Origin of the sequence: Leifsonia sp. EB34 (genome assembly GCF_041260585.1) — a bacterium.
In the GTDB taxonomy this organism is placed as follows: domain Bacteria; phylum Actinomycetota; class Actinomycetes; order Actinomycetales; family Microbacteriaceae; genus Leifsonia.
Genome location: NZ_JBGCCV010000003.1, coordinates 104,295 through 128,436, shown reverse-complemented (window position 1 = coordinate 128,436; position 24,142 = coordinate 104,295). Strand labels below are relative to the sequence as shown.

Here is a 24,142-nt window from a genome sequence, read left to right as displayed (position 1 = left end):
CGGGTCAGACCGGGGCGGGTGCGGCCGGGTGCGGCGCGAGGACGAGCCCGCTCGCGCGCGACGCGTGGTCCGCGAGCGTGTTCAGCACCTGGTCGTCGAGCCGTTCGGGGGCGGCGCAGGCGAACTCGTAGCGGAGAGGGATGGCGTTGTCGATCCAGAGGGCATGCCGGCCGACCGGGTCGGTCTCCTCCGGCGTCCAGCTCAGCAGGAACGGCTCACGCCGGCGGAGCTTCATGGTGATGACGGCCTGCAAGTGCGCGAGGGTGCGATCGTCGAACTCGAACGACTGGCCGTCGTAGATCAGAGCGCCCATCTCGGTGTCCTTTCGCTGGGGCGAGTGAACCTGGAACGATGATAGCGATAGCTCGGTTATCTAGCTATCCGACTTGTGGAATATTTATTTTCCCGGTCGTGCGGGATATACCGATCCTCCGTGCCGCCCCCGGGCTAGTCCGGCTAGTTGCATCCGGGCATTGTCGTCCGGCCGCTAAGAAGCGGATCGTGACAACGACCGTCCTCGCCGCTTGACGGCGAAATCCTCCGGACGTACTATTCCACAAGGAATAATCCCTTCCGATCATCACCGAGAGCAGAACCTCCGAGCACCTATGCCGCACGCCCCGACCCTCACCCCGCTCGCCGTCGCAGCGCTCGCGCTGCTCGCCGAGGGGCCGACGCACCCGTACGAGATGTATCAGACGCTCGTGCTGCGCTCGGAGGACCGGCTCGTCAAGGTGCGGCCGGGCTCGCTCTACCACACGGTCGACCGCCTGGCCCGGCAGGGCCTGGTGCGCGCGACCGGCACCGAGCGCGAGGGCAACCGCCCCGAGCGCACCACCTACGAGATCACGGAGGAGGGCACCCGGGCGCTCGGCGAGCGCGTCGCGGACATCATCGCGACGCCGGTCAACGAGTTCCCCGAGTTCCCGCTCGGCCTCGGCGAGGCGCACAACCTCCCGCTGGAGACCGTGATCGACCTCCTCCGCAACCGCGTCGGCCTCATGCGCGCCGACATTGCCCTGCTCGACGACGGCATCCACCGAGTCCGCGCGAAGGGGCTGCCCGAGAAGTACTGGCTCGACGTGCGGTACCTGCGCACGACGGCGGAGGCCGAAGCCACCGCCCTCGAAACCCTCATCGACGACCTCGCCTCCGGAGCCATCTCCTGGGACGAGGAGAAGCAGCATTGAGAGAAAGAATCACATGGAACGCCAACTGAAGCCGTGGCCCGCCCTCTGGGCGCTCGTCATCGGGTTCTTCATGATCCTCATCGACACGACCATCGTGTCGGTCGCCAACCCGTCGATCATGAAGGGCCTCAACCTCGGTACGGACTACAACGCGGTCATCTGGGTCACCAGCGCCTACCTGCTCGCGTACGCCGTCCCGCTGCTGATCACCGGCCGCCTCGGCGACCGCTTCGGCCCCAAGAACATGTACCTGATCGGCCTCGTGATCTTCACCCTCGCCTCGGCCTGGTGCGGATTCTCCGGAGTCATGGCGGGAGGCGGCATCACGATGCTGATCACCGCGCGCGTCGTGCAGGGTCTCGGCGCCTCGCTGATGACCCCGCAGACGATGGCCGTCATCACCCGCATCTTCCCGCCGGACCGCCGCGGTGCGGCGATGGGCCTCTGGGGCGCTGTCGCCGGCGTCGCCACGCTGATCGGCCCGCTGCTCGGCGGCGTGCTGGTCGACTGGCTCGGCTGGGAGTGGATCTTCTTCATCAACGTCCCCGTCGGCGTCGTCGCGTTCATCCTCGCGATGCGCCTCGTCCCGAAGCTGCCGACGCACACCCACGCATTCGACATCCTCGGCGTCGTGCTCTCGGCGGTCGGCATGTTCCTGCTGGTGTTCGGCATCCAGGAGGGCGGCACCTACAACTGGGGTGTCATCGGGGACGGGCCGTTCTCGGTGTGGGGCCTCATCATCGCCGGCATTGTCGTCCTGATCGCGTTCGTGGTCTGGCAGGCGTTCAACAAGAAGGAGCCGCTGCTGCCGCTCCCGCTGTTCCGGGATCGCAACTTCTCGCTGTCCAACGGTGCGATCACGACGGTGGGCTTCGCCGTGACCTGTATGGCGCTGCCGCTGGTGTTCTACTTCCAGACCGTGCGCGGCCTCACCCCGACCCAGTCGGCGCTGATGCTCGCCCCGACCGCCGTGTTCTCCGGTGTGCTCGCCCCGGTCATGGGCCGCCTGATCGACAAGATCAACCCGAAGTTCATCGCGACGCCCGGCCTGGTGCTGTTCTCGCTGGCGCTGTTCCTCTACTCGCGGATGCTGACCCCGGATGTGAGCATCTGGTGGCTGCTCGTCCCGAGCGCGCTGCTGGGCATCGCGATGTCGGGCGTATGGGGGCCGATCTCGGCCGTCACCACGCGCAACCTGCCGATGAACCAGGCGGGAGCGGGCTCCGGCGTGTTCAACACCACGCGCCAGATCGGCGCCGTGCTCGGCAGCGCGTCCATCTCCGCCCTCATCACCGGCCGCCTCGCGGCCGACCTGCCGAAGGCGCCGAGCGGTGCGGCCCCGACCGCGACCACCGGCACCGAGCTGCCGAGCTTCCTGCACGCCGGGTTCACCCAGGCGATGTCGGAGGCGCTGCTGCTGCCCGCGGCCGTCGCCCTCCTGGGTGCGCTCATCGTGGTGTGGTGGGCGAAGCCGAAGCCGCCCGCGTGGGGGCCGGGAGCCGCCGGCGCGGGTCAGGCTGGTGCGGGTGCGCCCGCCGGTGCGCCGGTTGAGCCGGTGGGAGTGTCGGAGTCCGCCAGCGCCCACGGTGCGCACGCGGCCGCCGCCCCTGTCGACGCGGTGCAGCACGGCGCCCATGCGGCCGAGCTGGCCGCGGAGGTGCGCGACGGCGACGAGCACCACGGCATCCACGCGGCCCCCGCCACCGACTAAGCGCGGGCGCGGCGCTCGCCGCGCTCGCCGCACGCGAAGAAGGGAGGACTTCCCAGCCGGATCGGCTGGGAAGTCCTCCCTTCACTGCGTTCGGGCGGCGAGTCGCCCGGGGATCTCCTCCGCTGGCTACGCCTCCGCGACCACCCGCACGACGTTCGCCCACGGGTCGTCGAACGCCACCGACCGCCCGTCGTCGCGGGTCGCCACCCCGTAGTGCCGCATCCGCTCGGTCAGCGCACCCACATCGTCCGCGCCGGGCAGTCGGAGCTGCACCTCGCCGAGCCCCAACGCCAACCGCCGCACGCCGGCGCCGCGGCTGTTCCACGTGTTCATCGCCATGTGGTGGTGGTAGCCGCCGGCAGAAACGAACAGGGCCGACGAGCCGAGGGAGGCCGTGGCCTCGAACCCGAGCCGGTCGACGTAGAACGCCCGAGCCGACGCGACATCCCCGACCGACAGGTGCACATGGCCGACCACGGCGTCGCCGAAGCGCGGGTCGTCCGCGTTGGTCGAGCCGTCCAGCGTCGGCAGCTCGCCCAGCGCCGCACCGCGTTCGCTGAGGTGCTCGCGCAGGAACGCGTTCGGGTCGAGGTAGAGGGTGGCCATCTCCACCTGTCCGTGCGTCCAGCTCCACTGGCTGCGGTCGCGGTCCCAGTAGAGCTCGACCCCGTTCCCCTCGGGGTCGGTGAAGTAGAAGGCCTGCGAGACGAGGTGGTCGGCGCTGCCGGTGAACGTGCCCGGAGCGCGGCGGGCGACGGAGTACACGGCCGCGGCGAGGGCCTCCTGGCTGTCGAACACGATCGCGGTGTGGAACAGGCCGGCGTCGCCGGGGGAGGCGTGCTTCAGCTCGGGCGCGTGCTCCAGGATCACGGAGGGCGTCGCGCCGCGCCCCAGGATGACGCGGCCTCCCTCGGCGGCGAGCACGGAGAGCGTGACGGCGTCGCGGTAGTAGGCGGTCATCGCGTCCAGGTCGGCGACCCGGAGGGTCACCGCACCCATCGCGGAGTCGGCGGGCAGCAGTTCGGGCATGCGTAGTGCAACACCGGAGGCGCCGCAGGTATTTCAGGTCTCGATCGCGCCGCCGGTCTCGGCCAGGTAGCGGCGCAGGGTGAGCGACGGGTCCGCGGCCTGGAGCGCGCGGTACCGGGCGAAGTCGAGCTGGGCGCGCAGGGAGGTGCCGCCCCGCATCCGCTCGGACTGCGCGCCCTCCACCGACTGGATGCGCCGCGCTTCCGCGAAGAGCTCGTCCCGGCGGTCGGCTCCGACCACGAGCACGCCGTCGTCGTCGGCGACGATCCAGTCGCCCGGCGCGACAGCGACACCATCGAGCGTGGCGCTGCGCATCGCGGCTCCGGCCGGTGGGACCCGCCGCGGTCCGAACGGGTGCGCGCCCAGGCTGAACAGGGGGAGGCCGATCTCCCGGAGCTGGGCGGTGTCACGGTGCAGGCCCCAGATCACCGCGCCGGCGAGGCCGGCCTCCCGCGCCTCCAGCAGCATCAGGTCGCCGACGCAGGCCTCGTCGCGCCGGCCGCCGTTGTCGACGACGAGCACCGCGCCGGGAGGGGCGTCGTCGATGGTCTCGAGCAGGACGTCGACGCTGCCGAGGTGCGTGACCGGTGCGGCGGGGCCGTGGAAGGGCCGGTCCGGGAGGAGGGGGACGAGTGCGACGGGGGCTGCGGCGACGGGGAGGCCGAGGCGGACGGCGGCGTCGGCGACGGCGGCGGTGGGGATCGGGTGGCTGTTGGTGCCGTTCGTTTCCATGTCGCGACGCTACCGCCGGTCCCCTGCGCGTGGGGCATTCCGGCTGTCCTCCACAGCCGGGTCGCTCGCGCGACTTCTCCACGGATCCCGGTGGGGTCTTCTCCGGCGCGCCCCGCTGCCCAAGGATGGTTTCCGGGAGGTGCGATGAGACGGATGGCACGGTTGGCCCGCCGGTACTGGGTCGTGACGCTGACGCTGGGGATCGGCGTCCTCGGCGTCGTGCTGGCCCTCGCCGGCGCGGGCTGGCTGGTGCAGTGGGTGTTCAGCGTCTACGCGCTCGCCGTCGCGGTGTGGCAGGGAGTGGGCATGGTGCGCGCGATGGCGCACGGCCGGTTCGGTCTCGACATCCTGGCCATCACGGCGATCGTCGCCACGGTGCTGGTCGGTGAGTTCGTGGCCGCGCTGATCGTCGTGCTCATGCTGACCGGCGGCGACGCGCTGGAGGACTACGCCAACCGCCGGGCGAAGCGCGAGCTCGACGCCCTGCTCACGCGAGCGCCGCAGCAGGCGCATCTCGTGGTGGACGGCGGCTACCAGGAGGTGCCGGTCGACCAGGTGACGGTGGGGGACGCGCTGCTCGTCCGGCCGTCCGAGATCGTCCCGGTCGACGGCGTCCTGCTCTCGGTGCGGGGCACGTTCGACCAGGCGTCGATCACGGGCGAGAGCATCCCGGTCGAGAAGGCGGCCGGTGACGAGGTGCTGAGCGGGTCGGTGAACGGGCAGGAGGCCGTCGAGCTGCGGGCGACATCCACCGCGGCGTCCTCCCAGTACCAGCAGATCGTCGCGCTGGTCGCGCAGGCGGCGGAGAGCAAGGCGCCCGTCGTCCGGCTCGCCGACCGCTACGCGGTGCCGTTCACCGTGTTCTCGCTGGGGCTCGGCGCGGTCGCCTGGTGGCTGAGCGGCGACCCGGTGCGGTTCGCCGAGGTGCTCGTGCTGGCGACGCCGTGCCCGCTGCTCATCGCGGCCCCAGTCGCGTTCATCGGCGGGATGAGCCGCGGGGCGCGCAACAGCATCATCGTCAAGTCCGGTGGCGTGCTCGAACAGCTCGCGCGGGCGCGCACGGCCGTGTTCGACAAGACGGGCACGCTCACCTACGGCGCACCGGCGCTCAGCGACGTGCGCCCGCAGCCGCCGTTCGACGCGGACGAGCTCCTGGCCGCGGTGGCGAGCGCGGAACAGTACTCCTCCCATGTGCTCGCCGCGTCGTTCATCCAGGCCGCCCGCACGCGCGGGCTGGAGCTGCGCGAGGCCGCCTCCGCGCAGGAGGCCGCGACCAACGGCGTGGTGGCGGACATCGACGGCAGGGAGGTCGTGGTCGGCAAGTTCGCCTTCGTCGCCGCCCACGCGCCCGACGCGGTGCGGACCCCGATCGCGCCGGGTGAGCTGGCGGTCTACGTGGCGATCGGGGGCCGGTTCGCCGGCGCGCTGCTCGCGAGCGACCGGCTGCGGGCGAACGCGGCGGCCACGCTCCGGGAGCTCTCCGCGCTCGGCGTCACGAACACGATGATGCTCACCGGCGACTCCCGCGAGACCGCGGAGCACATCGCCGGGGAGCTCGGCATCACCCGGGTCCGCGCCGAATGCCTGCCGGCCGACAAGGTCGCCGAGGTCGCGGGCATCCCGGAGCGGCCCGTGATCATGGTGGGCGACGGCGTGAACGACGCGCCCGTGCTCGCCGCGGCCGACGTCGGGATCGCGATGGGAGCCAAGGGTGCGACCGCGGCGAGCGAATCGGCAGACGCGGTGATCCTCGTGAACGACATCCACAGCGTCGCGCGGGCCGTGCGGATCGGCGCTGACACCGTCCGCATCGCCCTGCAGAGCATCTGGCTCGGGATCGTGGTCTCGGTCGTGCTGATGCTGATCGCGGCGTTCGGCGTCATCCCGGCGACGGCGGGCGCGCTCATCCAGGAGCTGGTCGACGTGGCGACGATCCTCGCGGCGCTGAGGGCGATCGGGGGGCGGCTCGACGCGCGGGAGGCTGCGGCGGAGCCGCGGGCGGGGCCGTCTGTGCCGGTCGGCGGTGCGGGGCGGTCGCCCTAGGCGGGGAGGCCGCCCGCGCGGGTGGTCGGGTCGGGCACGCCGGGCACACCGTTCGTCGGAGGCTACGCCCCGGTCAGGCGCTCCAGCAGCTCGCGGTAGCGGGCGGCGGTGCGCTCCACCACCTCGGCGGGGAGTTCCGGCGGGGTGCCCTGCTTGTCCCAGTTGGCGGCGAGCCAGTCGCGGACGATCTGCTTGTCGAAGCTGGCCATCCGCTCGGCCGGGGTGGCGGCGGTGGCGAACACCTGGGCGTCCCAGTAGCGGCTGGAGTCGCTGGTGAGCACCTCGTCCGCGAGCGTGATCTCCCCGGTGCGGCGGTCGGCGCCGAACTCGAACTTCGTGTCGGCGATGATGATGCCGTGCTCCTCGGCGATGGCCGCACCGCGCGCGTAGACCTCCAGCGACAGCCGGCGCAGCTCCTCCGCGACCTCCGGGCCGACCAGCTCGACCGTGCGCTCGAAGCTGATGTTCTCGTCGTGCTCGCCGAGCGGGGCCTTCCACGCGGGGGTGTAGATCGGCTCCGGCAGCCGGTCACCGTCGGTGAGCCCGGCCGGGAGCGGGACGCCGCAGACGCTCTGCGTCGTCCGGTACTCGGCCCAGCCGCTGCCGGTCAGGTAGCCGCGGACCACGCACTCGATCGGGAACATGTCCAGCGGCTTCACGAGCATGGCACGGCCCACGACCTCGGCCGGGATGCGCTCCACGACGCGGTCGCCGTCCAGCGCGTGATCCGGGATGAGGTGGTTCGGGACGCTGCCCAGGCGGTCGAACCACCACAGGCTGAGCGTGGTGAGCAGCTCGCCCTTGCCCGGGATCCCGGGCTCGAGCACGTGGTCGAACGCGCTCACCCGGTCGGAGGCGACCACGAGCACGGCCGTGGTGTCGTCCAGTCCGTCCGCCCCCTCGGGGACGTACAGGTCGCGGACCTTCCCGGAGTAGACGTGCTTCCAGCCTGCCAGTTCGCTCACCCGTCCATCGTAGGGGTCGTGCCTGGCTGCCGACGGGCTTCAGATGGTGCGGCCGCCGTCGACGGCGAGGACGTCGCCGGTCACGTACGACGCCGCGGGGGACGCGAGCCAGGCCACGGCGGCGGCGACCTCCTCCGGGGTGCCCATCCGGCCTGCGGGGACGTAGCCGCCGATCCGCTCCCGGGTCCCGTCGTCCAGCCGGAGGTTGCCGCCGGACACGATCGGGCCCGGCGCGACCGCGTTCACGCGGATGCCGCCCCGCGCCTCGTCCAGCGCGGTCGTGCGGGTCAGGCCGACCACGGCGTGCTTCGCCGCGGCGTAGGCCGACATCCCCGGCGCCCCGCGCGTCCCGGCGGTGGAGGTGACGTTGACGATGGCACGCGGCCCACTGGACGCCCGCAGCGCCCGCACCTCGGCGCGCATCGCGACCGCCACCGTGCGGAAGTTCACCGCGACGATCTCGTCGAACGCGTCCGCGGGCATGTCGGCGAGCGGGGTCGGCAGGTGCCCGCGGCCGACGTTGTTGACCGCCACCGCGAACGGGTGGCCGAGTTCGGCCGCCGCGGCGATGGCGCTCTCCAGTTCGCCGTCATCGGTCGCGTCGAGCGGGAAGACCCGCGGGCAGGCGACGCCGGACGCGAGGAGTTCGTCCTGGAGGGCGCGCAGGGCGGCGGCGTCCCGCGCGGCCGGGGCGACGATGAGGCCGTCCGCGCCGAGCGCGCGGCAGATCGCGTTGCCGATGGCGCCGTTCGCGCCGAGAACGAAGGCAACGCCTGTCGTTCCGGTCTGCGGGTCCGCCGTGCCGGTGTTCCCGCTCTGCGCTTGCGTGTGTGTGCCGTTCGAGGCAACGCCGGTCGTCCCGCTCTTCGCTTGCATGCGCGCGCCGCCCGAGGCAGCGCCCGTCCCATCCGCGCTCACGGCCGCACCCCCTCGCGCACGCCCGCTCGATCCCGCACCTCGCGCCGATCGAGTGGGAGCAGGAACCCTGCCGCGATCAGCCAGGCCATGCCCGCGAAGCGCCCGATCGGGAGCAGGAACTGGAGCGGCTCCACGGCGAGGGACAGGAACGAGAGTTCCGAGAGCGCCGCCACGACCAGTCCCGCCCACGCCAGCCAGCGCGGGAGCAGCCCGAGGATGACGCCGGGCACCGCCATCCCCGCGATCAGCAGGCCGAGGCCGACGACGTAGCCCACGCCTCCGGCGACGAAAGCCAGGAACGAGAACGCGAGCGCCAGCCGCGGGTCCGACGTCAGCTCCGGTCGGCTCAGCAGGTAGCTGCCGAACGCCGAGACCATCAGCAGGATCGACGCGGTGAGGCCGCCCGTGAAGCCGATCACCGGGCCGGGGACGCGCGCGCCGAGCCGCTGCAGGCGGGCGAAGGCGGTCGCCGCGTAGATGCCGAGGGGCACAGCCGAGCCGAACTGCAGCATGGCGCCGACGCGGATAGCCGCCCAGTCCGCGTGGGCGTGCGCGGCGACCGCGTCCGCGCCGGCGAACGGGGAGAGGAAGGCGCCCGCGCCGGACAGCGCGAACCCGACGATCAGCGCGAGCAGGAACAGGCCCGCGTGGACGATCGCGAGGATGCCGAGAGGCGGCCCGCCCGAGCGTCGGCGGGAAGTCGGCTGGATATCGTTCATAGATGTAATGATTACACTGTGTAATCGTTACGCGCAAGCGCTATTCTGATTCCGTGACGTCCGTTCCCGCCGCCTCCCCGATCCCGACCGGCGATGGCGCCCGCCCGCACCGCGGCGCCCCACCGCGCACGGCGTTCCTGCTCGCCCAGGTCGGCGCGGACGCCGCCGACCGTTTCGCCGAACGCGTCGCCACCCTGGGCCTGACTCCGCGCGAGGCCGGCGCGATCCGGGTTCTCGGCCGGCGGCAGGGCCTCAGCCAGCGCGAGCTCGCCGAGCAGCTCGGCACGGTGCCGAGCCGCCTCGTCGCGCTCGTCGACGAGCTCGAGACCAAGGGGTACGTCGTCCGTGAGCGCAGCGAGGGCGACCGGCGCAACAACGTGCTCACGCTGGCTCCGGAGGGCGAGCGGATGCTCGCGCGCCTCCGGGAGGTCGCCGAGGCGCACCAGGGCGACGTGCTGTCCCCGCTCGACGACGACGAGCAGGTCGCCCTCGCGGCCCTGCTCGCGAAACTCGCTGCCGCCTCCACCGTGCCGCCCGGCCACCCCGGCTTCCGCCGCTGATCCCGCGCCTCGGCACCAGCCACACGAGCCGCCGAGTACGCGCGAATTCAAGCGAAAACCGCCGAGTACGCGAACAATCCGCGTACTCGGCGGGTGCGCGGTCAGGCCAGCAGCTTCGCCTTCGCCGCGGTGAACTCCTCGTCGGACAGGATTCCCTGCGAGTGCAGGGTGGCGAGCTGCTGGATCTTCGCCATCATGTCGTCGGCGGGGGCGGCGGGTGCCGCCGCCGGCGCCGCGGCCTGCTGCTGCGCCGCCGCCTGCTGCATCTGCGCCTGTTGCTGCTGCTGCTCGTACGCCTGCTGCTCGTACTTGTCCTGCTCGCGCTGCGCCTGCCGACGCTGCACGTTCCCCGACACGGCGGTCGCCGTCCCGGCCACGACGGCCGTGCGGGCCGCCATCCCGATCAGTCCCGGGCGTCCCATTCGTCCTAAAGGCATGTCCCCACTCCTCGGCTCTCAGCTCTCGACCTTCTCGGCACCGGCGTCTTCGTCTTCGTCCTCGTAGTCCTCGAACTCCCCGGCCACGACCGCGTTGACGACCGGCGCCGGGATGCGCTCGCTGTGGACCACCAGGCCGCCCGCCTGGAAGAACTTGCTGGCGAGGTCCTTCGCCCAGAGGTGCTCGATCACCAGGATCGCGCCGGTCGTTCCCGGTTCGATCAGCTCGGCGATCGAGTCGACGTCCTCCCCTCCGGCGAGACCGCCGGCCTCCAGCGTGATGTCCGCCATGCCGATCTCGTCGCCGATCTCCTCCAGCTCCATGATCTCGACCACGCCGTCGGCGTGACGCATCACGAACAGGAGGTCGAGGAGGCGCACCGTGCCGCTCTCCACCAGGTCGAGGATGGCCTGCACCACCCCGGGCGACGGTCTGTCGTTGTCGAACTGGGCGACGATGAACTCCGCCGGACCGTACTCGAATTCAGCCATCTCACGCCTCCGTCAGCGGGCCGGTCCCGCTTTCACGGCAGACGATACACAGGCGTACTCAGCCCGGCAATGACCGATTTGCGGCCGCCGGAGGGCGTGAGATGTGCACGGTCACATCCCTAGACTGGGACTCTGCGGGCACGCCGTCGACGTCGAGAAGGGACCCCTGGTGGGCGAGAAGAACTGGGCAGGAAACCACGAGTACCGGGGCCGGATCGCGCGTCCGACAAGCCTGGAGGAGCTCCGCGAGGTCGTGACGGGCGCGACCTCCGTGCGTGCGCTCGGCAGCAAGCACTCCTTCAACGACCTGGCCGACACCGACGGCGTCCTGGTCAGCACAGCCGGCCTCCCGGCGGGGATCCGCATCGATGAGGAGGCGCGCACGGTGACCGTGGGCGGTGGCGTCCGCTACGGCGACCTCGCCCGCGAGCTGCAGGCGGCGGGCTGGGCGCTGCACAACCTGGCGTCGCTCCCGCACATCTCGGTGGCCGGCGCCATCGCGACCGCGACGCACGGCTCGGGCGACCGCAATGGCAACCTGTCGACCGCGGTGGCCGCGCTGCGCATCCTCACCGGGTCGGGCGAGCTCGTGGAGTTCGCCCGAGGCGACGCCGGCTTCGAGGGAGCGGCGGTCTCGCTCGGCGCACTCGGGGTCGTAACGGAGGTCGTCCTCGACATCCGGCCGACGTTCGACGCGCGTCAGCGCCTGTTCGGCGGCGTGCCGTGGGAGGCCGTGACCGGCCGGCTCGACGAGGTCACCTCAGCGGCCTACAGCGTCTCGCTCTTCACGACCTGGGACGAGGACACGGTGTCGCTCGCCTGGCTGAAGGAGCTGGACGGCGCCGCGTCGACGATCGCCGACGACTTCTTCGGCGCGCCCGCGCTCACCGAGGCGCGGCACATGATCGCCGCGATGGACGTCCGCAACACGACAGAGCAGCTCGGCGTGGTCGGCCCGTGGAGCGAGCGGCTCGCGCACTTCCGGTTCGAGTTCACCCCGTCTAACGGCGAGGAGATCCAGTCCGAGTACCTGGTGCCGCGCGCCCGCGCCGTGGAGGCCATCCAGGCGGTCCGCGAGCTCGCCCCGGTGATCGCGCCGCTGCTGCAGATCAGCGAGATCCGCACCGTCGCGGCCGACGACCTGTGGCTGTCGAGCGCCTACGGCACGGACGCGGTCGGCCTCCACTTCACGTGGTTCCGCGACCAGACCGGTGTGGAGGCGGTGCTCCCGACCCTGGAGGCCGCGCTGCTGCCGCTCGGCGCCCGCCCGCACTGGGGCAAGCTGTACCTCGACGTCGACCGCGTCGTCCCGTCGCTCTACCCGCGCCTCGACGACTTCCGCGCCCTCGCCGCGTCCCTCGACCCCGAGTCCCGCTTCCGCAACCCCTTCCTCACCCGCCTCCTCAGCTAGCCCCAACCCATCGATTCCGGAGTTATGTACACCGTCGGACGGCGTGTTGCGTACATAACTCCGGAACGGATGGTGGCTAGGGGCGGGCGACGCGGGCGGCGATGTCGGTGCGGTACTGGGCGCCGGGGAGGTGGATGCGGGCGACCGCGGCGTACGCGCGCTCGCGGGCCTCGTCGAAGCTCGTGCCGCGGGCGACGACGGAGAGCACGCGGCCTCCGGTGGCGAGCAGCGCGCCGGTGTCGGCGTCGAGCGCGGTCGCGGCGTGCGCGATCGTTACCTCCGGCACCTGCGCCGCCTCGGCCAGCCCGGTGATCGGCCGGCCGGTCTGCGGCGCCTCCGGGTAGCCCTCGCTCGCGAGCACCACGGTCACCGCGGTGTCGAACGCGAACTCGGGTCGCGGCATCTCGGACAGCTCGCCGGTCGCCGCCGCGTACAGCAGCGACGACAGCGGCGTCAGCAGCCGCGGCAGCACGACCTGGGTCTCCGGGTCGCCGAAGCGCGCGTTGAACTCGATGACGCGGATGCCCTTCGACGTCACGATCAGGCCGCAGTAGAGGAGCCCGATGAACGGCGTCTGCTCGGACGCGAGCTGACGCACGGTCGGGAGGGCGATGGTGTCGATGACCTCGTCCACGAAGTTGTCGGGCAGCCAGGGCAACGGCGAGTAGGCGCCCATCCCGCCGGTGTTCGGGCCGGCGTCGCCGTCGAGCAGGCGCTTGTAGTCCTGCGCGGGGCTCAGCGGCAGGACGGTGTGGCCGTCGCTGATCAGGAACAGCGACACCTCCTCGCCGTCGAGGAACTCCTCGATCAGCACGCCGCCCTGGACCAGGTAGTGGCGCGCGTGCTCGACGGCGGCGGCGCGGTCGGAGGTCACGATGACGCCCTTGCCCGCCGCGAGGCCGTCGGCCTTCACGACGTAGGGCGCGCCGAACTCGTCGAGCGCGCGCTCCGCCTCGGCGAGGGTGCTCGCTCGCGCGGCGCGGCCGGTCGGGACCCCGGCCTCCTCCATGATCCGCTTCGCGAAGGTCTTCGAGCCCTCGAGCTGCGCGGCGGCGCGGCCGGGACCGAACACCGGGATGCCGCGGGTGCGCAGCGGGTCGGCGACGCCGGCGACCAGCGGAGCCTCTGGGCCGATGACGACGAGCTCGAACCCGTGCTCGATCGCGTACTCGGCGACGGCGGCCCCGTCCAGCGGGTCGAGGCCCGGCTCGACCGGGACGTCGGCCGCGATCCCGGCGTTGCCCGGGGCCGCGACGATCGCGTGTCCGGCCTCCTCGGCCAGCAGCGCGGTGATGATGGCGTGCTCGCGGGCACCGGAACCGAGGACCAGAATCTTCACGCGACCCATGCTAGAGGGCGCGGCCCCGCTCGTCTGACTCGGGAGGCCGCCGGGCCCGGGTGCGAGGATGGGGGCATGGCCAGAGCGAAGATCACCGACGAGGTCGGCGGCGCGGCGGTCCGCGTCGCGCTCGCGGAGGGCGCCGACCGCAACACCACGGCGACGGCGGTGCGCTACCTCCTCCAGCTCCTGGCCGAGCGCGCCCCCGGCAACACCGTGGAGGTGCGCGTGCCCCCGTTCGGCGCCGTGCAGTGCATCCCGGGCCCGCGGCACACCCGCGGGACGCCGCCGAACGTGATCGAGATGGATGCCGCGACCTGGCTGGCGCTGGCCTCCGGCAACCTCGCGTGGGCGGACGCGCTCGCCTCCGGCTCGGTGCACGCGTCCGGCCAGCGCGCGACCCTGGACGGCCTCGTCCCGCTCCGCTTCTGACCCGCGCCGACCCCTCTCCGCACCCCTCTCCGCAGTGGGCATCCGCTCAGGTGCGGTGCGCGAGAATGGGGGCATGAGCCCGAACCCGGAGGAGTCCGCCGTGCCCGAGGAGGCGCACGCCGCCGATGCCGCCGAGCCCGCGCCCGCCCCGGACCCGGAGGTCGACGCCACCGTCACCGAGGCCCAGGTGCGCGTGCACCGCTCGCCGCGGTACTTCCGCTTCATGCTCACCGGCGCCGTCGTCTTCGGCGTCATCGCCCTCATCCTCACCTATTCGTTCCCGGCGAACCCCACCTACGACCGCGGCCAGGTCTTCGGCTTCCTGCTGGCGATCTGCGCGACCATCGGCGTGGCCGTCGGCGCGCTGGTCGCCCTCCTGATCGACCGCGCGGTCACCCGCCGGGCACGCACCGTGCAGGCGGATAGAATCGACGTGCGCCTTCCCGGCGCCGGCGCCGAGCTCGACACCGAGCGCGGCACGGAGCCGGGTCCCGAGTCGGACGGCACGCAGAGCAACGGCTCTCGTCCGTCCGTCGACAGCTGAACATCCCGACACACCTTTCAGAAAGGGGCCCGCTGTGGCCGGAGGCGACGGTCGTCTGAGTCATGATCTTCTGCCCGGTGAGAAGGGGCCGCAGGACGCCTGCGGCGTCTTCGGAGTGTGGGCGCCCGGTGAGGAGGTCGCCAAGCTCAGCTACTTCGGCCTCTACGCCCTGCAGCACCGCGGGCAGGAGTCCGCTGGCATCGCGACCAGCGACGGCAGCAAGATCCTCATCTACAAGGACATGGGCCTGGTCTCCCAGGTCTTCAACGAGAACGCGCTGAACTCGCTGCCCGGCCACATCGCCGTCGGCCACACGCGCTATTCCACCACCGGCGCCTCGAGCTGGCAGAACGCGCAGCCGACGCTCGGCCGCACCTCCAGCGGCACGGTCGCCCTCGGCCACAACGGCAACCTGACCAACACCGCCGAGCTGATGCAGCTCGTGCACGAGCGCTACCCGCAGCTCGACGGCGAGCTGTCCCGCGGCAACACGACCGACACCGCCGTCGTCACGGCGCTGCTCACCGGCGACCTCGACCACACGCTGGAGGCCACCGCAGTGGAGGTCCTCCCCAAGCTGCGCGGCGCCTTCTGCCTGGTCTTCATGGACGAGCACACCCTGTACGCGGCGCGCGACCCGCAGGGCGTCCGCCCGCTGGTGCTCGGCCGCCTGGAGCGCGGCTGGGTCGTCGCCTCCGAGACCGCCGCCCTCGACATCGTGGGCGCCAGCTTCGTTCGCGAGGTGGAGCCCGGCGAGCTGATCGCGATCGACGAGAACGGCCTGCGCACCCAGCGGTTCGCGACCGAGAAGCGCGCCGGCTGCGTCTTCGAGTACGTCTACCTCGCCCGCCCCGACACCACCATCGCCGGTCGCGGCGTCTACGAGGCGCGCGTCGAGATGGGCCGTCAGCTCGCCCGCGAGCACGCGGTGGAGGCCGACCTGGTCATCCCGACGCCCGAGTCCGGCACCCCGGCGGCGATCGGCTACGCGCAGGCGTCCGGCATCCCGTTCGGCCAGGGCCTCGTCAAGAACTCCTACGTCGGCCGCACCTTCATCCAGCCGTCGCAGACTATCCGCCAGCGCGGCATCAAGCTCAAGCTGAACCCGCTCAAGGAGGTCATCAAGGGCAAGCGCCTCGTGGTGGTCGACGACTCGATCGTGCGCGGCAACACCCAGCGTGCGCTCGTCTCGATGCTGCGGGAGGCCGGCGCGGCCGAGGTGCACGTGCGCATCTCCAGCCCGCCGATCACCTGGCCCTGCTTCTACGGCATCGATTTCGCCTCCCGCGCGGAGCTGATCGCGACGGGCCTTGGTGTGGACGAGGTCCGCCAGTCGATCGGCGCCGACTCGCTGGGCTACCTCTCGGAGGACGGCATGATCGCTGCGACCGACCAGCCGCGCGAGCGCCTCTGCACCGCGTGCTTCACGGGCGTGTACCCGATCGAGCTGCCCGACGCCCACCACCTGGGCAAGAACCTCCTCGAGCGCCCGGGTGACAAGGCAGATGAACGCCCCGTGGACGACCCCGCAGCGCGCGCGGCCGAGGTGGCGCCGACCGACACCGGAGCCGACGCGACGAGCGATGGCTGCGAGCCGGGCCCGGACTCCGAGTACGAGCGGCTGCTCTCGTTCGGCGACCCGGGGCGGCAGGAGTAGCGGCTGCGGAGCCCGGGGCCGCGGTCGGCGACGGCTGAGGCGCCCGGATACCATGGAGCAGTGACCGAGCCCACCGCATCCTCGTCCTCCTCCTACGCCGCCGCCGGTGTCGACACCGCCGCCGGCGACCGCGCCGTCGAGCTGATGAAGGCCGCCGTCGCCCGCACGCAGGGCCCGCAGGTGCTGGGCGGGGTCGGCGGCTTCGCCGGCATGTTCGACGTGTCGGCGCTGAAGGTCTACCGCCGGCCGCTGCTGGCCACCTCCACCGACGGCGTCGGCACCAAGGTCGCGATCGCGCAGGCGCTCGACAAGCACGACACCATCGGCCAGGACCTGGTCGGGATGGTCGTGGACGACATCGTCGTGGTGGGCGCGCGTCCCCTGTTCATGACCGACTACATCGCGTGCGGCAAGGTCGTCCCCGAGCGCATCGCGGCGATCGTCGCCGGGATCGCCCGGGCCTGCGAGGCGACCGGCACGGCGCTGGTCGGCGGCGAGACCGCCGAGCACCCGGGCCTGCTCGGCCCCGACGACTACGACGTCGCCGGTGCGGCGGTCGGCGCGGTGGAGGCCGAGGAGCTGCTGGGCGCCGAGCGCGTCCGCGACGGCGACGTGGTGCTCGCGCTGGCGTCCTCCGGCATCCACTCCAACGGTTTCTCGCTCGTGCGGCACATCCTCGCGCAGCGCGGCATCGCCTTCACCGACCGCCTGGACGAGTTCGGCGGCGTCGTTGGTGAAGCGCTGCTGGAGCCGACCCGCCTCTACACGTCGCCGCTACTGCGGGTGATCGAGTCCCCGTCGTTCGCGGGCGCCATCCACTCGCTGAGCCACGTGACCGGCGGAGGCATCGCCGCGAACCTGGCACGCGTGCTCCCGGTGGGCTCGTGGGTGGAGGTCGACCGCTCGACCTGGTCGCCGAACCCGGTGTTCCGCGTGCTGAGCGACCTGGCCGGCAGCACCCTGGAGTCGTCGGAGGGCACCTGGAACCTCGGCATCGGGATGTTCGCCGTTGTCGCGCCGGAGGCCGCCGACGCGATCGCGGCAGCGATCACGGCGGACGGGATCCCGACGTGGCGGGCCGGTGTGGTGTCGACGGCGGCCCGCGAGCTGGGCGGGTTCGAGCAGGGCGCCAAGGGCGTCGACGGCGGCGCGGTGCGGCTCGTGGGAACGTACGCGGGCTGAGTCGCGCCCGCTGCGCGTCGCCAACGGAGGACTCACCTCCCGCCGGCGCCCCGATCCCCTCCGCTGACTGCGATCCGGCGCCTCCGGGCACCTGATCTCCTCCGCTCGCGACGCGCGTGACGTGACCCGTTCGTGGAGGCGCGGACGGGCACGGCGGCCCGCTAGGGTGACCAGTGTGACCCCCCGTGCCCGCCTCCGTTTGACGTGCGCGCTCGGGGCGGCGCTCGTCGCCGTGGCACTCGCGGGGGCGCCGGCGTTCGCGAGCACGCCGGCACCGTCACCGAGCCCCACGCCGACGCCGACCCCGACCGCCGCGCCCGACGTCCTCACTCCACTCGTCGACTGCGTGCAGGATGCCCCGCTCGGCGCCGTGACCTCCCGCACCGTCGTCCTCGGCTACCGCTCGTCGGCCACGTCTCCGGTCACCGTGACCCCCGGTTCCGGCGCGGACGACCTGTCGCCGGGCACCCCCGACCGCGGGCAGCCGTCGACCTTCCTTCCGGGCGAGCACCACGGCGTGTGGCTGCTGACGGTGGATGCCGCCGCAGAGCCGTCGTTGACCTGGACCCTCGGCGGTCGGTCGGCCACCATCGACGCCACGGCCCCCGCCTGCACCGACGCCACCGCGATCGTGCTCAGCACGCCGGCGACCGCGACCTCCAGCGGCACCGTCGCCGTGTCCGCGACCGTCACCCGGTTCCTCCTCGCGGCGCCCGACACCGGGACCGTTGCCTTCGCCGTCGACGGGGGCTCCTCCACGACGGTGCCCGTCGGCCCAGGCGGCATCGCACGCACCGACCTGCCCGCCCCGGCGGCCGGCGCTCACACGGTCACCGCGACCTTCGCCCCCGCCGCCGGCTCCACCCTCCGCCCGGCCACGACCGCCGCTCCGCTGACCGTCGCCGCCGCCTCGGGTGCGCTCGCCGTCGCGGCCGACAGTGTCGTCTCGGGCAGCACCTCCGTCACTGTGCACGTGACCCGCACGGGCGCTTCGGCGCCGGTCACCGTGGACTTTGCGACGGTCGACGGCACCGCTCACGCCGGAACCGACTACGTCGCCGCCTCCGGAGCCCTCGCGCTCGCCGCCGGCCAGGCGGCCGCGACAGCGACCGTGAGCCTCCCCGCCCGCGCCCCCGGTTCGCCGGCCTCCGTGTTCTTCGTGGTCCTGCAGCGTGCGACGGCCGACGTCAGCGGCGCCGTCGCGATGGTGTCGCTGCCGGCGGTCCCGGTCGCGGCCCCGGCGTCGGCCGCGGTGGGAGGCGCCGGAGGCGGAGGTGCGGCAGACGCGGCCTCCGCGCTCCCGCAGGGCGACCCCACCGCGCACACGCCGCTCGGCGCCGCACCGGTCGGCCAAGACCTCCTGCTCCTGCTCGGCGCAGCCCTGGTCGCGGTCGGAGGCGTCGCCGGCATCATCGGCCTCTTCCGCTCGGTGCGCCCGCGCGACGGGCTGCTCTGACGCACTGCTCTGGCGCACTGCTCTGGCGCACCCGTGACAAACGTCACCCCGAATCCCTGACGCTGCCCCTGCGCGCTCCGGCCGCCCGCCCGGCACGCTGAGACGGTGAACACCTCACCAGCCATCCGCCTCAGCGGCCTCCGCAAGACCTTCGGCTCGCTCACCGCCGTCGACGGCGTCGACCTCACCGTGCGGGCCGGGGAGGTCATCGCCCTCCTCGGCCCCAACGGCGCCGGCAAGTCCACCACTATCGACCTCGCACTCGGCCTGGCGCGCCCGACCTCCGGCACCGCCGAACTCTTCGGCGGCGACCCGCGGCACGCGATCCGGGAGGGGAGGGTCGGCGCGATGCTGCAGGGCGGCGCGCTGCTCCCCACCCTCACCGTCGCGGAGTCCGTGGCGCTCGTCGCGTCGGCGCACAAGCATCCGCTCAGCGTCGCCGAAGCCCTGGAGCGCGCCCGCTGCACCGAGATCGCCAAGCAGCGCGTCGCCAAGCTGTCCGGCGGTCAGATGCAGCGCGCGCGGTTCGCCGTCGCCGTCGTGTCCAACCCCGACCTGCTGTTCCTCGACGAGCCGACCGCCGCGATGGACGTGGAGGCCCGGCGTACCTTCTGGCTCTCGATGCGGGAGTTCACCGACCAGGGCCGCACCGTCGTCTTCGCCACGCACTACCTGGACGAGTCCGACGCCTACGCCGACCGGATCGTCATGCTCGCCCGCGGCCGCGTGGTCGCGGACGGCACTCCCGCCGAGGTGAAGGCCGTGGTGTCCGGACGCCGGATCGCCGCCACCGCCGGCTTCGCCTGGACCCCCGAGGTGGCCGCCGAGCTCGGCACCCTGCCCGGCGTCCGCACGGTCGAGCAGCGCAACGGCCGCCTCACGATCGTCAGCGACGACTCCGACGCCACCCTCCGCGCCCTCCTCGCCGCGCACGACGACCTCCACGACATCGAGGTCACCGCGCACACGATGGACGACGCGTTCCTCGCCCTGACCGAGTCGCGGGACGAGGAGCCGCGCGACGCCGCACCGTCCCAGCCCACGCAGTCCCACACCGAAGGAGCCCTCCGATGAGCATCGCCTACCTGGGCCGGGAGTCCCTCCGCCAGCTCAAGAACATGCGCGCCATGATCTTCACGCTCGCCGTCCCGCTCGTCATGCTGCTGGCCTTCGGCGGCACGTTCGGCGGCCGTGGTCAGGTCGACGTCGTGACCCACCTGCCCTGGATCGTGGTCACGACCATCCAGGTCTCCGCGTACGGCGGCATGATGGCCGCCCTGTCGCAGGCGTTCAACATCGTCACCGAGCGCTCGCTGGGCTGGAACCGCCAGCTCCGCATCACGCCGCTCACCGGCACCGGCTACCTGGTCTCCAAGCTCGTCGCGGCCCTGGCGCTCGCACTGCTCAGCATCGTGGTCATCGTCGCCGTGTCGATCGCGCTCTACCACCCCGACCTCCCCGCCATGAGCTGGATGCTCGCCTGCCTGGCGATCTGGGCGGGCGTCGTGCCGTTCGCGCTCCTCGGAATCCTGATCGGGCAGTTCGCCAAGCCGGAGTTCGCGCAGCCGCTGTTCATGGCCGTGTTCATGGGGATGGCGGTGCTCGGCGGCCTGTGGGTCCCGCTGCAGATCTTCCCCGCCTGGGTCGCGAACGTCGCGCAGGCCGTCCCGTCGTACTGGCTCAACCGGGTCGGGCAGCTCGGGGCGCTGCAGAGCGGCGACGCGCTCACGCCGGCGCTCGTGCTGACCGCCTGGACGCTCGCGCTCGGCGCGCTGATCGTGTGGCGCTACCGGCGCGACGCGGCGCGCGGCTGAGCCGCGGGCGACGGGCCACGGCTGGCTGGGCCACGACTGGCTAAGGTGAGGGACGTGTTCAGCAGCGACGTCGAGGAGTACCGGCCCACGGGAGTGTGGGCGCGGCTGACGCATCGCTCCGCCTACCGCTGGTACCCCGGCGCGTTCATCGGGCTGCTCTACCAGGTCTCCGTGCTCGTCGGCCTGTGGACCTCGCCCGGCCTCGCGAGCACCAAGGTCGTCGCGACCGCGCTGCTCACGCTCGTCTATGCGGGGTTCCTCGCCCTCCCGCCGATCCTCTGGTGGGAGAGCGAGCGCACGCGGCTGGTCGGCGTGCTGGCGTACTTCGCGCTGACGCTGACCCTCATCCCGTTCATCGGCCTCGACACCCTCTGGACCTGGGTCTACGTGGCGTGCGTCGCCGGGATGACGATCGCGCGCACCTGGCTCGCGAACACGATCATCGCCTCCCTCGGCGCGGTGCAGGTCATCGTGTTCCTGCTCACCGGCACCTTCGCGGTGGCGTGGTACATCGCGCTCATCACGGTCTCCATCGGCACCATGATGAGCGCGTTCGCCCGCCAGATCGACACCCTCCGCCGGCTGCGGAACGCCCAGGGCGAGATCGCCCGCCTGGCCGTGGTGGACGAGCGGGCGCGGTTCTCGCGCGACATGCACGACGTCCTCGGCCACTCCCTGACCGTGGTGACGGTGAAGTCGGAGCTGGCGCGCCGCCTCATCCCGGTCGACCCGCGCCGCGCGGAGGACGAGCTCGCCGACATCGAACGCCTCACCCGCTCGGCGCTGGCGGACCTCCGCGCCGCCGTCGCCGGCTACCGCGAGATGAGCCTGTCCACGGAGCTCGCCGCGGCCCAGGCGGGACTCGCCGCCGCCGACATCCAGGCGCACCTGCCGCGCAACGGCGAGGACGTCGCACCCGAGCTGCGCGAACTGTTCGGCTGGGTGCTGCGGGAGGGCGTCACGAACGTGATCCGCCACTCCGGCTCCCGCAACTGCTGGGTGACGGTGGAGCCGGACGCGCTGCGCATCGAGGACGACGGCCGCGGGCCGGCGCCGTTCGGGGCGGAGCGGCGCGAGCTCGTGCGCGGTTCCGGGATCGCGGGGCTGACCGACCGGGCGCGGGAGTTCGGGGCCGCGGTGACGGTGGAGGCCGGCCCGCGCGGCGGCACGCTGCTGACGGTGCGGAGGCCGGTCGCGTGACCATCCGCCTGCTGCTCGCCGACGATCAAGCCCTCGTCCGGGGCGCCCTCGCCGCCCTCCTCGACCTCGAGACCGACCTGGAGGTCGCCGCCCAGGTCGGCCGCGGCGACGAGGTGCTCGACGCAGCGCGCGCCTCCGCCGCCGACGTCGCCCTGCTCGACGTGGAGATGCCCGGGCTCGACGGCATCCAGGTCGCGGCGCAGCTCGCGCGGGACCTGCCGTCGTGCCGTTCGCTGATCGTCACGACGTTCGGCCGTCCCGGTTACCTGCGGCGGGCGATGGAGGCCGGCGCCGCCGGGTTCATCGTGAAGGACACCCCCTCCGGCCAGCTTGCCGACGCGGTCCGCCGCGTCGCCTCCGGGCTGCGCGTCGTCGACCCCGCCCTGGCGGCCGAGTCGCTGGCGTCGGGAGCGTCGCCGCTGACCGTCCGCGAGGCCGAGGTGCTCGCCGTGGCCGGCCAGGGCGGGACGATCACCGACATCGCGCGCCGCCTCCACCTCAGCGACGGCACCGTGCGCAACCACCTGTCGAGCGCGATCGGCAAGACGGGCGCGCGGAACCGTTCCGAGGCAGTCGCCATCGCGACACGGCAGGGCTGGCTGTGAGCGCGCGGGCGCAGGGCTGCGACGGCCGACGAATCGTCAGCGTGGCTTCACGGTGCCCGCTCGGGTGATCGCGCGGATGACGCTGGCGCGCTCAGGCGCGCTTCGGCGTCTCGGTCTCGCTGTCCTCGTACTCGTCCTCGTCGGCGTCGTCGTACCCGGGTGTATCGTCGTCGCCGTCCGGGTTGTAGTCGGCCCACGCGTCGTACTGGTGCTCGTCGTCGTGGTGGGAATGTCCGGTGAGCTCACGCTCGAGCGCGTCGTAGTTGACGTTCGGACTGAACGACTTCAACTGACGAGCGATCTTGGTGTGCTTTGCCTTTTGACGGCCGCGCCCCATGCGTGACCCCCTTTTGGTCCTGCCCGGAGAAATGGCGCCGGGGATCCAACAGAAACAGTGAAAACTAGCGTTGAGTTTAGCATGGTGACCCCCGAGGACCCCGAGTTCCCGCACAGCGTCGGATGATGGAATGAGCGCGTGATCAGTGGCATGACCGACACCCAGGTGGTGATCGTCGGCGCCGGGCAGGCCGGACTGGCGGTCGCCTACTACCTGCGCCGGTTCGAGCTGGTTCCCGGGGAGGATTTCGTGGTCCTGGACCGCGGCCCGGGCACCGGCGGCGCCTGGCAGCACCGGTGGGACGCACTGCGTCTCGGCAGCGCCCACCACGTCAACGACCTCCCGGGGATGGCGGAGCTGGGTCTCAGCTTCGAGACGGCGGACCGCGCCCTCCCGGCCAAGGACATCGTCGCCGGCTACTACCGCCGCTACGAGGAGCACTACGGCCTCCAGGTGCAGCGCCCGGTGACCGTCTCGCGGGTGTTCGACCGCGGCGCCGACCTCGTCGTCGCGCACGACCGCGGCGAGACGCGCACCCGGGTGGTCGTGAACGCGTCCGGCACCTGGGGCGCCCCGTTCATCCCGTGGTATCCCGGGATGAACGACTTCGCAGGACGCCACCTGCACACGTCGTCGTATGTGTCGGCGGCGGAGCTCGCCGGGCAGTCGGTCGTGGTGGTCGGCGGCGGCACGAGCGCGATCGGCTTCCTGCTGGAGCTGGAGGGCGTTGCCGAGAGCCTCACCTGGGCGACCCGCCGCCCGGTCGACTTCCGCAACGAGTCCGAGCTGACGATCGAGGGCGGCGTCGCCGCGGTCTCCGCCCAGGACGCGGCTGCCCGCGCCGGGCAGGCGCTGCCCAGCATCGTCAGCGGAACCGGCGTCCCCCGCACGCGCCGCGTGGCGGCCGGGATCGACCGCGGGCTGCTCGTGGAGCGGGAGATGTTCTCCCGCATCGAGCCCCACGGCGTCGTCTGGGCGGACGGCTCCACGACGAAGGCGGACACGATCATCTGGGCGACCGGCTTCCGCCCGGAGCTGCGGCACCTCGCGCCCCTCAAGCTCCGCGAGAAGTCCGGCGGCCTCACCGTGGCGTCCGGAGCGTCATGGCACGACCCGCGGATCTTCCTCGCCGGCTACGGCCCCCAGGCGAGCACGATCGGCGCGAACCGCGCCGGCCGCGTGATCGCCCGCCAGATCATGGCCCAGCTCTAGCCGCGTACCGGCGGCCGACATTCGCGCCGAATGTCGACTCTGCGCACGCGTGAGCCGCGATTCGTGCCGAATCTCGTCGTATCCGCGTGAGCCGCGATTCGTGCGGAATGTCGGGTCTGTGCGCGCAAGCCGGGATTCGTGCCGAATGTGGACTCCC

Annotated in this window: 25 protein-coding genes; 15 read left to right on the top strand and 10 right to left on the bottom strand. The window is 72.5% G+C overall.

The window, feature by feature from the left end; translation table 11 throughout:
• Positions 1 to 4: 4 nt before the first annotated feature.
• A complete protein-coding gene (locus tag ABIA36_RS17705; protein WP_369963888.1) occupies positions 5 to 313 on the bottom strand; it encodes a hypothetical protein in 309 nt (102 codons plus the stop codon).
• Between the two features lie 295 nt (positions 314 to 608).
• On the opposite strand from ABIA36_RS17705, the gene ABIA36_RS17700 reads away from it, so the two are divergent.
• Together ABIA36_RS17700 and ABIA36_RS17695 are read left to right on the top strand one after the other, a co-directional pair.
• Complete coding sequence (locus tag ABIA36_RS17700) at positions 609 to 1,190, top strand: PadR family transcriptional regulator (RefSeq protein ID WP_369963887.1); 582 nt, start codon at positions 609 to 611, stop codon at positions 1,188 to 1,190.
• A gap of 13 nt (positions 1,191 to 1,203) precedes the next feature.
• Positions 1,204 to 2,901 (top strand): DHA2 family efflux MFS transporter permease subunit, encoded by a 1,698-nt coding sequence (locus ABIA36_RS17695; protein ID WP_369963886.1) that lies wholly within the window; start codon positions 1,204 to 1,206, stop codon positions 2,899 to 2,901.
• 126 nt (positions 2,902 to 3,027) lie between these two features.
• Here the strand turns inward: ABIA36_RS17695 and ABIA36_RS17690 are convergent, their stop codons facing one another.
• Positions 3,028 to 3,930, bottom strand: a complete 903-nt coding sequence (locus ABIA36_RS17690; RefSeq protein WP_369963885.1) for a VOC family protein — start codon at positions 3,928 to 3,930, stop codon at positions 3,028 to 3,030.
• Positions 3,931 to 3,963: 33 nt separating this feature from the next.
• The gene (locus ABIA36_RS17685; RefSeq protein ID WP_369963884.1) at positions 3,964 to 4,662 is read right to left on the bottom strand and encodes an RraA family protein; all 699 of its coding nucleotides are present in this window, start codon (positions 4,660 to 4,662) and stop codon (positions 3,964 to 3,966) included.
• Between the two features lie 144 nt (positions 4,663 to 4,806).
• Here ABIA36_RS17685 and ABIA36_RS17680 point away from each other — a divergent pair, with 144 nt between their 5' ends.
• Positions 4,807 to 6,705 (top strand): heavy metal translocating P-type ATPase, encoded by a 1,899-nt coding sequence (locus tag ABIA36_RS17680; protein WP_369963883.1) that lies wholly within the window; start codon positions 4,807 to 4,809, stop codon positions 6,703 to 6,705.
• A 62-nt stretch (positions 6,706 to 6,767) separates the two neighbouring features.
• On the opposite strand, the gene ABIA36_RS17675 is transcribed toward ABIA36_RS17680, so the two are convergent.
• From ABIA36_RS17675 to ABIA36_RS17665, 3 genes are read right to left on the bottom strand one after another with little or no spacing between them, the layout of a single operon-like run.
• Positions 6,768 to 7,670 carry a phosphoribosylaminoimidazolesuccinocarboxamide synthase gene (locus ABIA36_RS17675; RefSeq protein ID WP_369963882.1) on the bottom strand — a complete coding sequence of 301 codons (903 nt, stop codon included), beginning with the start codon at positions 7,668 to 7,670 and terminating at the stop codon, positions 6,768 to 6,770.
• A 39-nt stretch (positions 7,671 to 7,709) separates the two neighbouring features.
• Positions 7,710 to 8,546: an SDR family NAD(P)-dependent oxidoreductase gene (locus ABIA36_RS17670; RefSeq protein ID WP_369963881.1), complete on the bottom strand. Its 837-nt coding sequence runs from the start codon at positions 8,544 to 8,546 to the stop codon at positions 7,710 to 7,712.
• 38 nt (positions 8,547 to 8,584) lie between these two features.
• Positions 8,585 to 9,307, bottom strand: coding sequence for a hypothetical protein (locus ABIA36_RS17665; protein WP_369963880.1), 723 nt, complete (start codon positions 9,305 to 9,307; stop codon positions 8,585 to 8,587).
• A gap of 53 nt (positions 9,308 to 9,360) precedes the next feature.
• Between ABIA36_RS17665 and ABIA36_RS17660 the strand changes: the two genes are divergently transcribed.
• Positions 9,361 to 9,867 (top strand): MarR family winged helix-turn-helix transcriptional regulator, encoded by a 507-nt coding sequence (locus tag ABIA36_RS17660; protein ID WP_369963879.1) that lies wholly within the window; start codon positions 9,361 to 9,363, stop codon positions 9,865 to 9,867.
• A gap of 101 nt (positions 9,868 to 9,968) precedes the next feature.
• Here ABIA36_RS17660 and ABIA36_RS17655 read toward each other — a convergent pair whose 3' ends face one another.
• Both ABIA36_RS17655 and ABIA36_RS17650 read right to left on the bottom strand, forming a co-directional pair.
• Positions 9,969 to 10,304, bottom strand: a complete 336-nt coding sequence (locus ABIA36_RS17655; protein WP_369963878.1) for an SHOCT domain-containing protein — start codon at positions 10,302 to 10,304, stop codon at positions 9,969 to 9,971.
• An 18-nt stretch (positions 10,305 to 10,322) separates the two neighbouring features.
• A complete protein-coding gene (locus ABIA36_RS17650) occupies positions 10,323 to 10,796 on the bottom strand; it encodes a DUF6325 family protein (protein WP_369963877.1) in 474 nt (157 codons plus the stop codon).
• A 169-nt stretch (positions 10,797 to 10,965) separates the two neighbouring features.
• Here ABIA36_RS17650 and ABIA36_RS17645 point away from each other — a divergent pair, with 169 nt between their 5' ends.
• Positions 10,966 to 12,207 (top strand): FAD-binding protein, encoded by a 1,242-nt coding sequence (locus ABIA36_RS17645; protein WP_369963876.1) that lies wholly within the window; start codon positions 10,966 to 10,968, stop codon positions 12,205 to 12,207.
• Positions 12,208 to 12,283: 76 nt separating this feature from the next.
• On the opposite strand, the gene purD is transcribed toward ABIA36_RS17645, so the two are convergent.
• Entirely contained in the window at positions 12,284 to 13,546 is a 1,263-nt protein-coding gene (purD, locus tag ABIA36_RS17640) for a phosphoribosylamine--glycine ligase (protein ID WP_369963875.1), read from the bottom strand.
• A 75-nt stretch (positions 13,547 to 13,621) separates the two neighbouring features.
• Between purD and ABIA36_RS17635 the strand changes: the two genes are divergently transcribed.
• The 9 genes from ABIA36_RS17635 to ABIA36_RS17595 all read left to right on the top strand — a co-directional run bounded on the left by ABIA36_RS17635 (position 13,622) and on the right by ABIA36_RS17595 (position 22,436).
• Positions 13,622 to 13,978 (top strand): sterol carrier family protein, encoded by a 357-nt coding sequence (locus ABIA36_RS17635; RefSeq protein WP_369963874.1) that lies wholly within the window; start codon positions 13,622 to 13,624, stop codon positions 13,976 to 13,978.
• A gap of 73 nt (positions 13,979 to 14,051) precedes the next feature.
• Positions 14,052 to 14,522 (top strand): hypothetical protein, encoded by a 471-nt coding sequence (locus ABIA36_RS17630; RefSeq protein ID WP_369963873.1) that lies wholly within the window; start codon positions 14,052 to 14,054, stop codon positions 14,520 to 14,522.
• Positions 14,523 to 14,556: 34 nt separating this feature from the next.
• Positions 14,557 to 16,179: an amidophosphoribosyltransferase gene (purF, locus tag ABIA36_RS17625; protein ID WP_369963872.1), complete on the top strand. Its 1,623-nt coding sequence runs from the start codon at positions 14,557 to 14,559 to the stop codon at positions 16,177 to 16,179.
• Between the two features lie 60 nt (positions 16,180 to 16,239).
• Positions 16,240 to 17,361: a phosphoribosylformylglycinamidine cyclo-ligase gene (gene purM, locus ABIA36_RS17620; protein WP_369963871.1), complete on the top strand. Its 1,122-nt coding sequence runs from the start codon at positions 16,240 to 16,242 to the stop codon at positions 17,359 to 17,361.
• Between the two features lie 175 nt (positions 17,362 to 17,536).
• Entirely contained in the window at positions 17,537 to 18,817 is a 1,281-nt protein-coding gene (locus tag ABIA36_RS17615; protein ID WP_369963870.1) for a Calx-beta domain-containing protein, read from the top strand.
• A gap of 105 nt (positions 18,818 to 18,922) precedes the next feature.
• Positions 18,923 to 19,891 carry an ABC transporter ATP-binding protein gene (locus tag ABIA36_RS17610; RefSeq protein WP_369963869.1) on the top strand — a complete coding sequence of 323 codons (969 nt, stop codon included), beginning with the start codon at positions 18,923 to 18,925 and terminating at the stop codon, positions 19,889 to 19,891.
• On the top strand, positions 19,888 to 20,631 hold the full coding sequence (locus ABIA36_RS17605; protein ID WP_369963868.1) for an ABC transporter permease: 744 nt from the start codon (positions 19,888 to 19,890) through the stop codon (positions 20,629 to 20,631). Before ABIA36_RS17610 ends, ABIA36_RS17605 begins: the two co-directional genes overlap by 4 nt.
• A 54-nt stretch (positions 20,632 to 20,685) precedes the next feature.
• On the top strand, positions 20,686 to 21,831 hold the full coding sequence (locus ABIA36_RS17600) for a sensor histidine kinase (protein WP_369963867.1): 1,146 nt from the start codon (positions 20,686 to 20,688) through the stop codon (positions 21,829 to 21,831).
• A complete protein-coding gene (locus ABIA36_RS17595) occupies positions 21,828 to 22,436 on the top strand; it encodes a response regulator (protein WP_369963866.1) in 609 nt (202 codons plus the stop codon). The genes ABIA36_RS17600 and ABIA36_RS17595 overlap by 4 nt, the downstream gene beginning before the upstream one ends.
• A gap of 91 nt (positions 22,437 to 22,527) precedes the next feature.
• Here the strand turns inward: ABIA36_RS17595 and ABIA36_RS17590 are convergent, their stop codons facing one another.
• Positions 22,528 to 22,773, bottom strand: coding sequence for a DUF3073 domain-containing protein (locus tag ABIA36_RS17590; RefSeq protein ID WP_369963865.1), 246 nt, complete (start codon positions 22,771 to 22,773; stop codon positions 22,528 to 22,530).
• A gap of 150 nt (positions 22,774 to 22,923) precedes the next feature.
• On the opposite strand from ABIA36_RS17590, the gene ABIA36_RS17585 reads away from it, so the two are divergent.
• Positions 22,924 to 23,985, top strand: coding sequence for an NAD(P)-binding domain-containing protein (locus tag ABIA36_RS17585; protein ID WP_369963864.1), 1,062 nt, complete (start codon positions 22,924 to 22,926; stop codon positions 23,983 to 23,985).
• Positions 23,986 to 24,142: the final 157 nt, after the last annotated feature.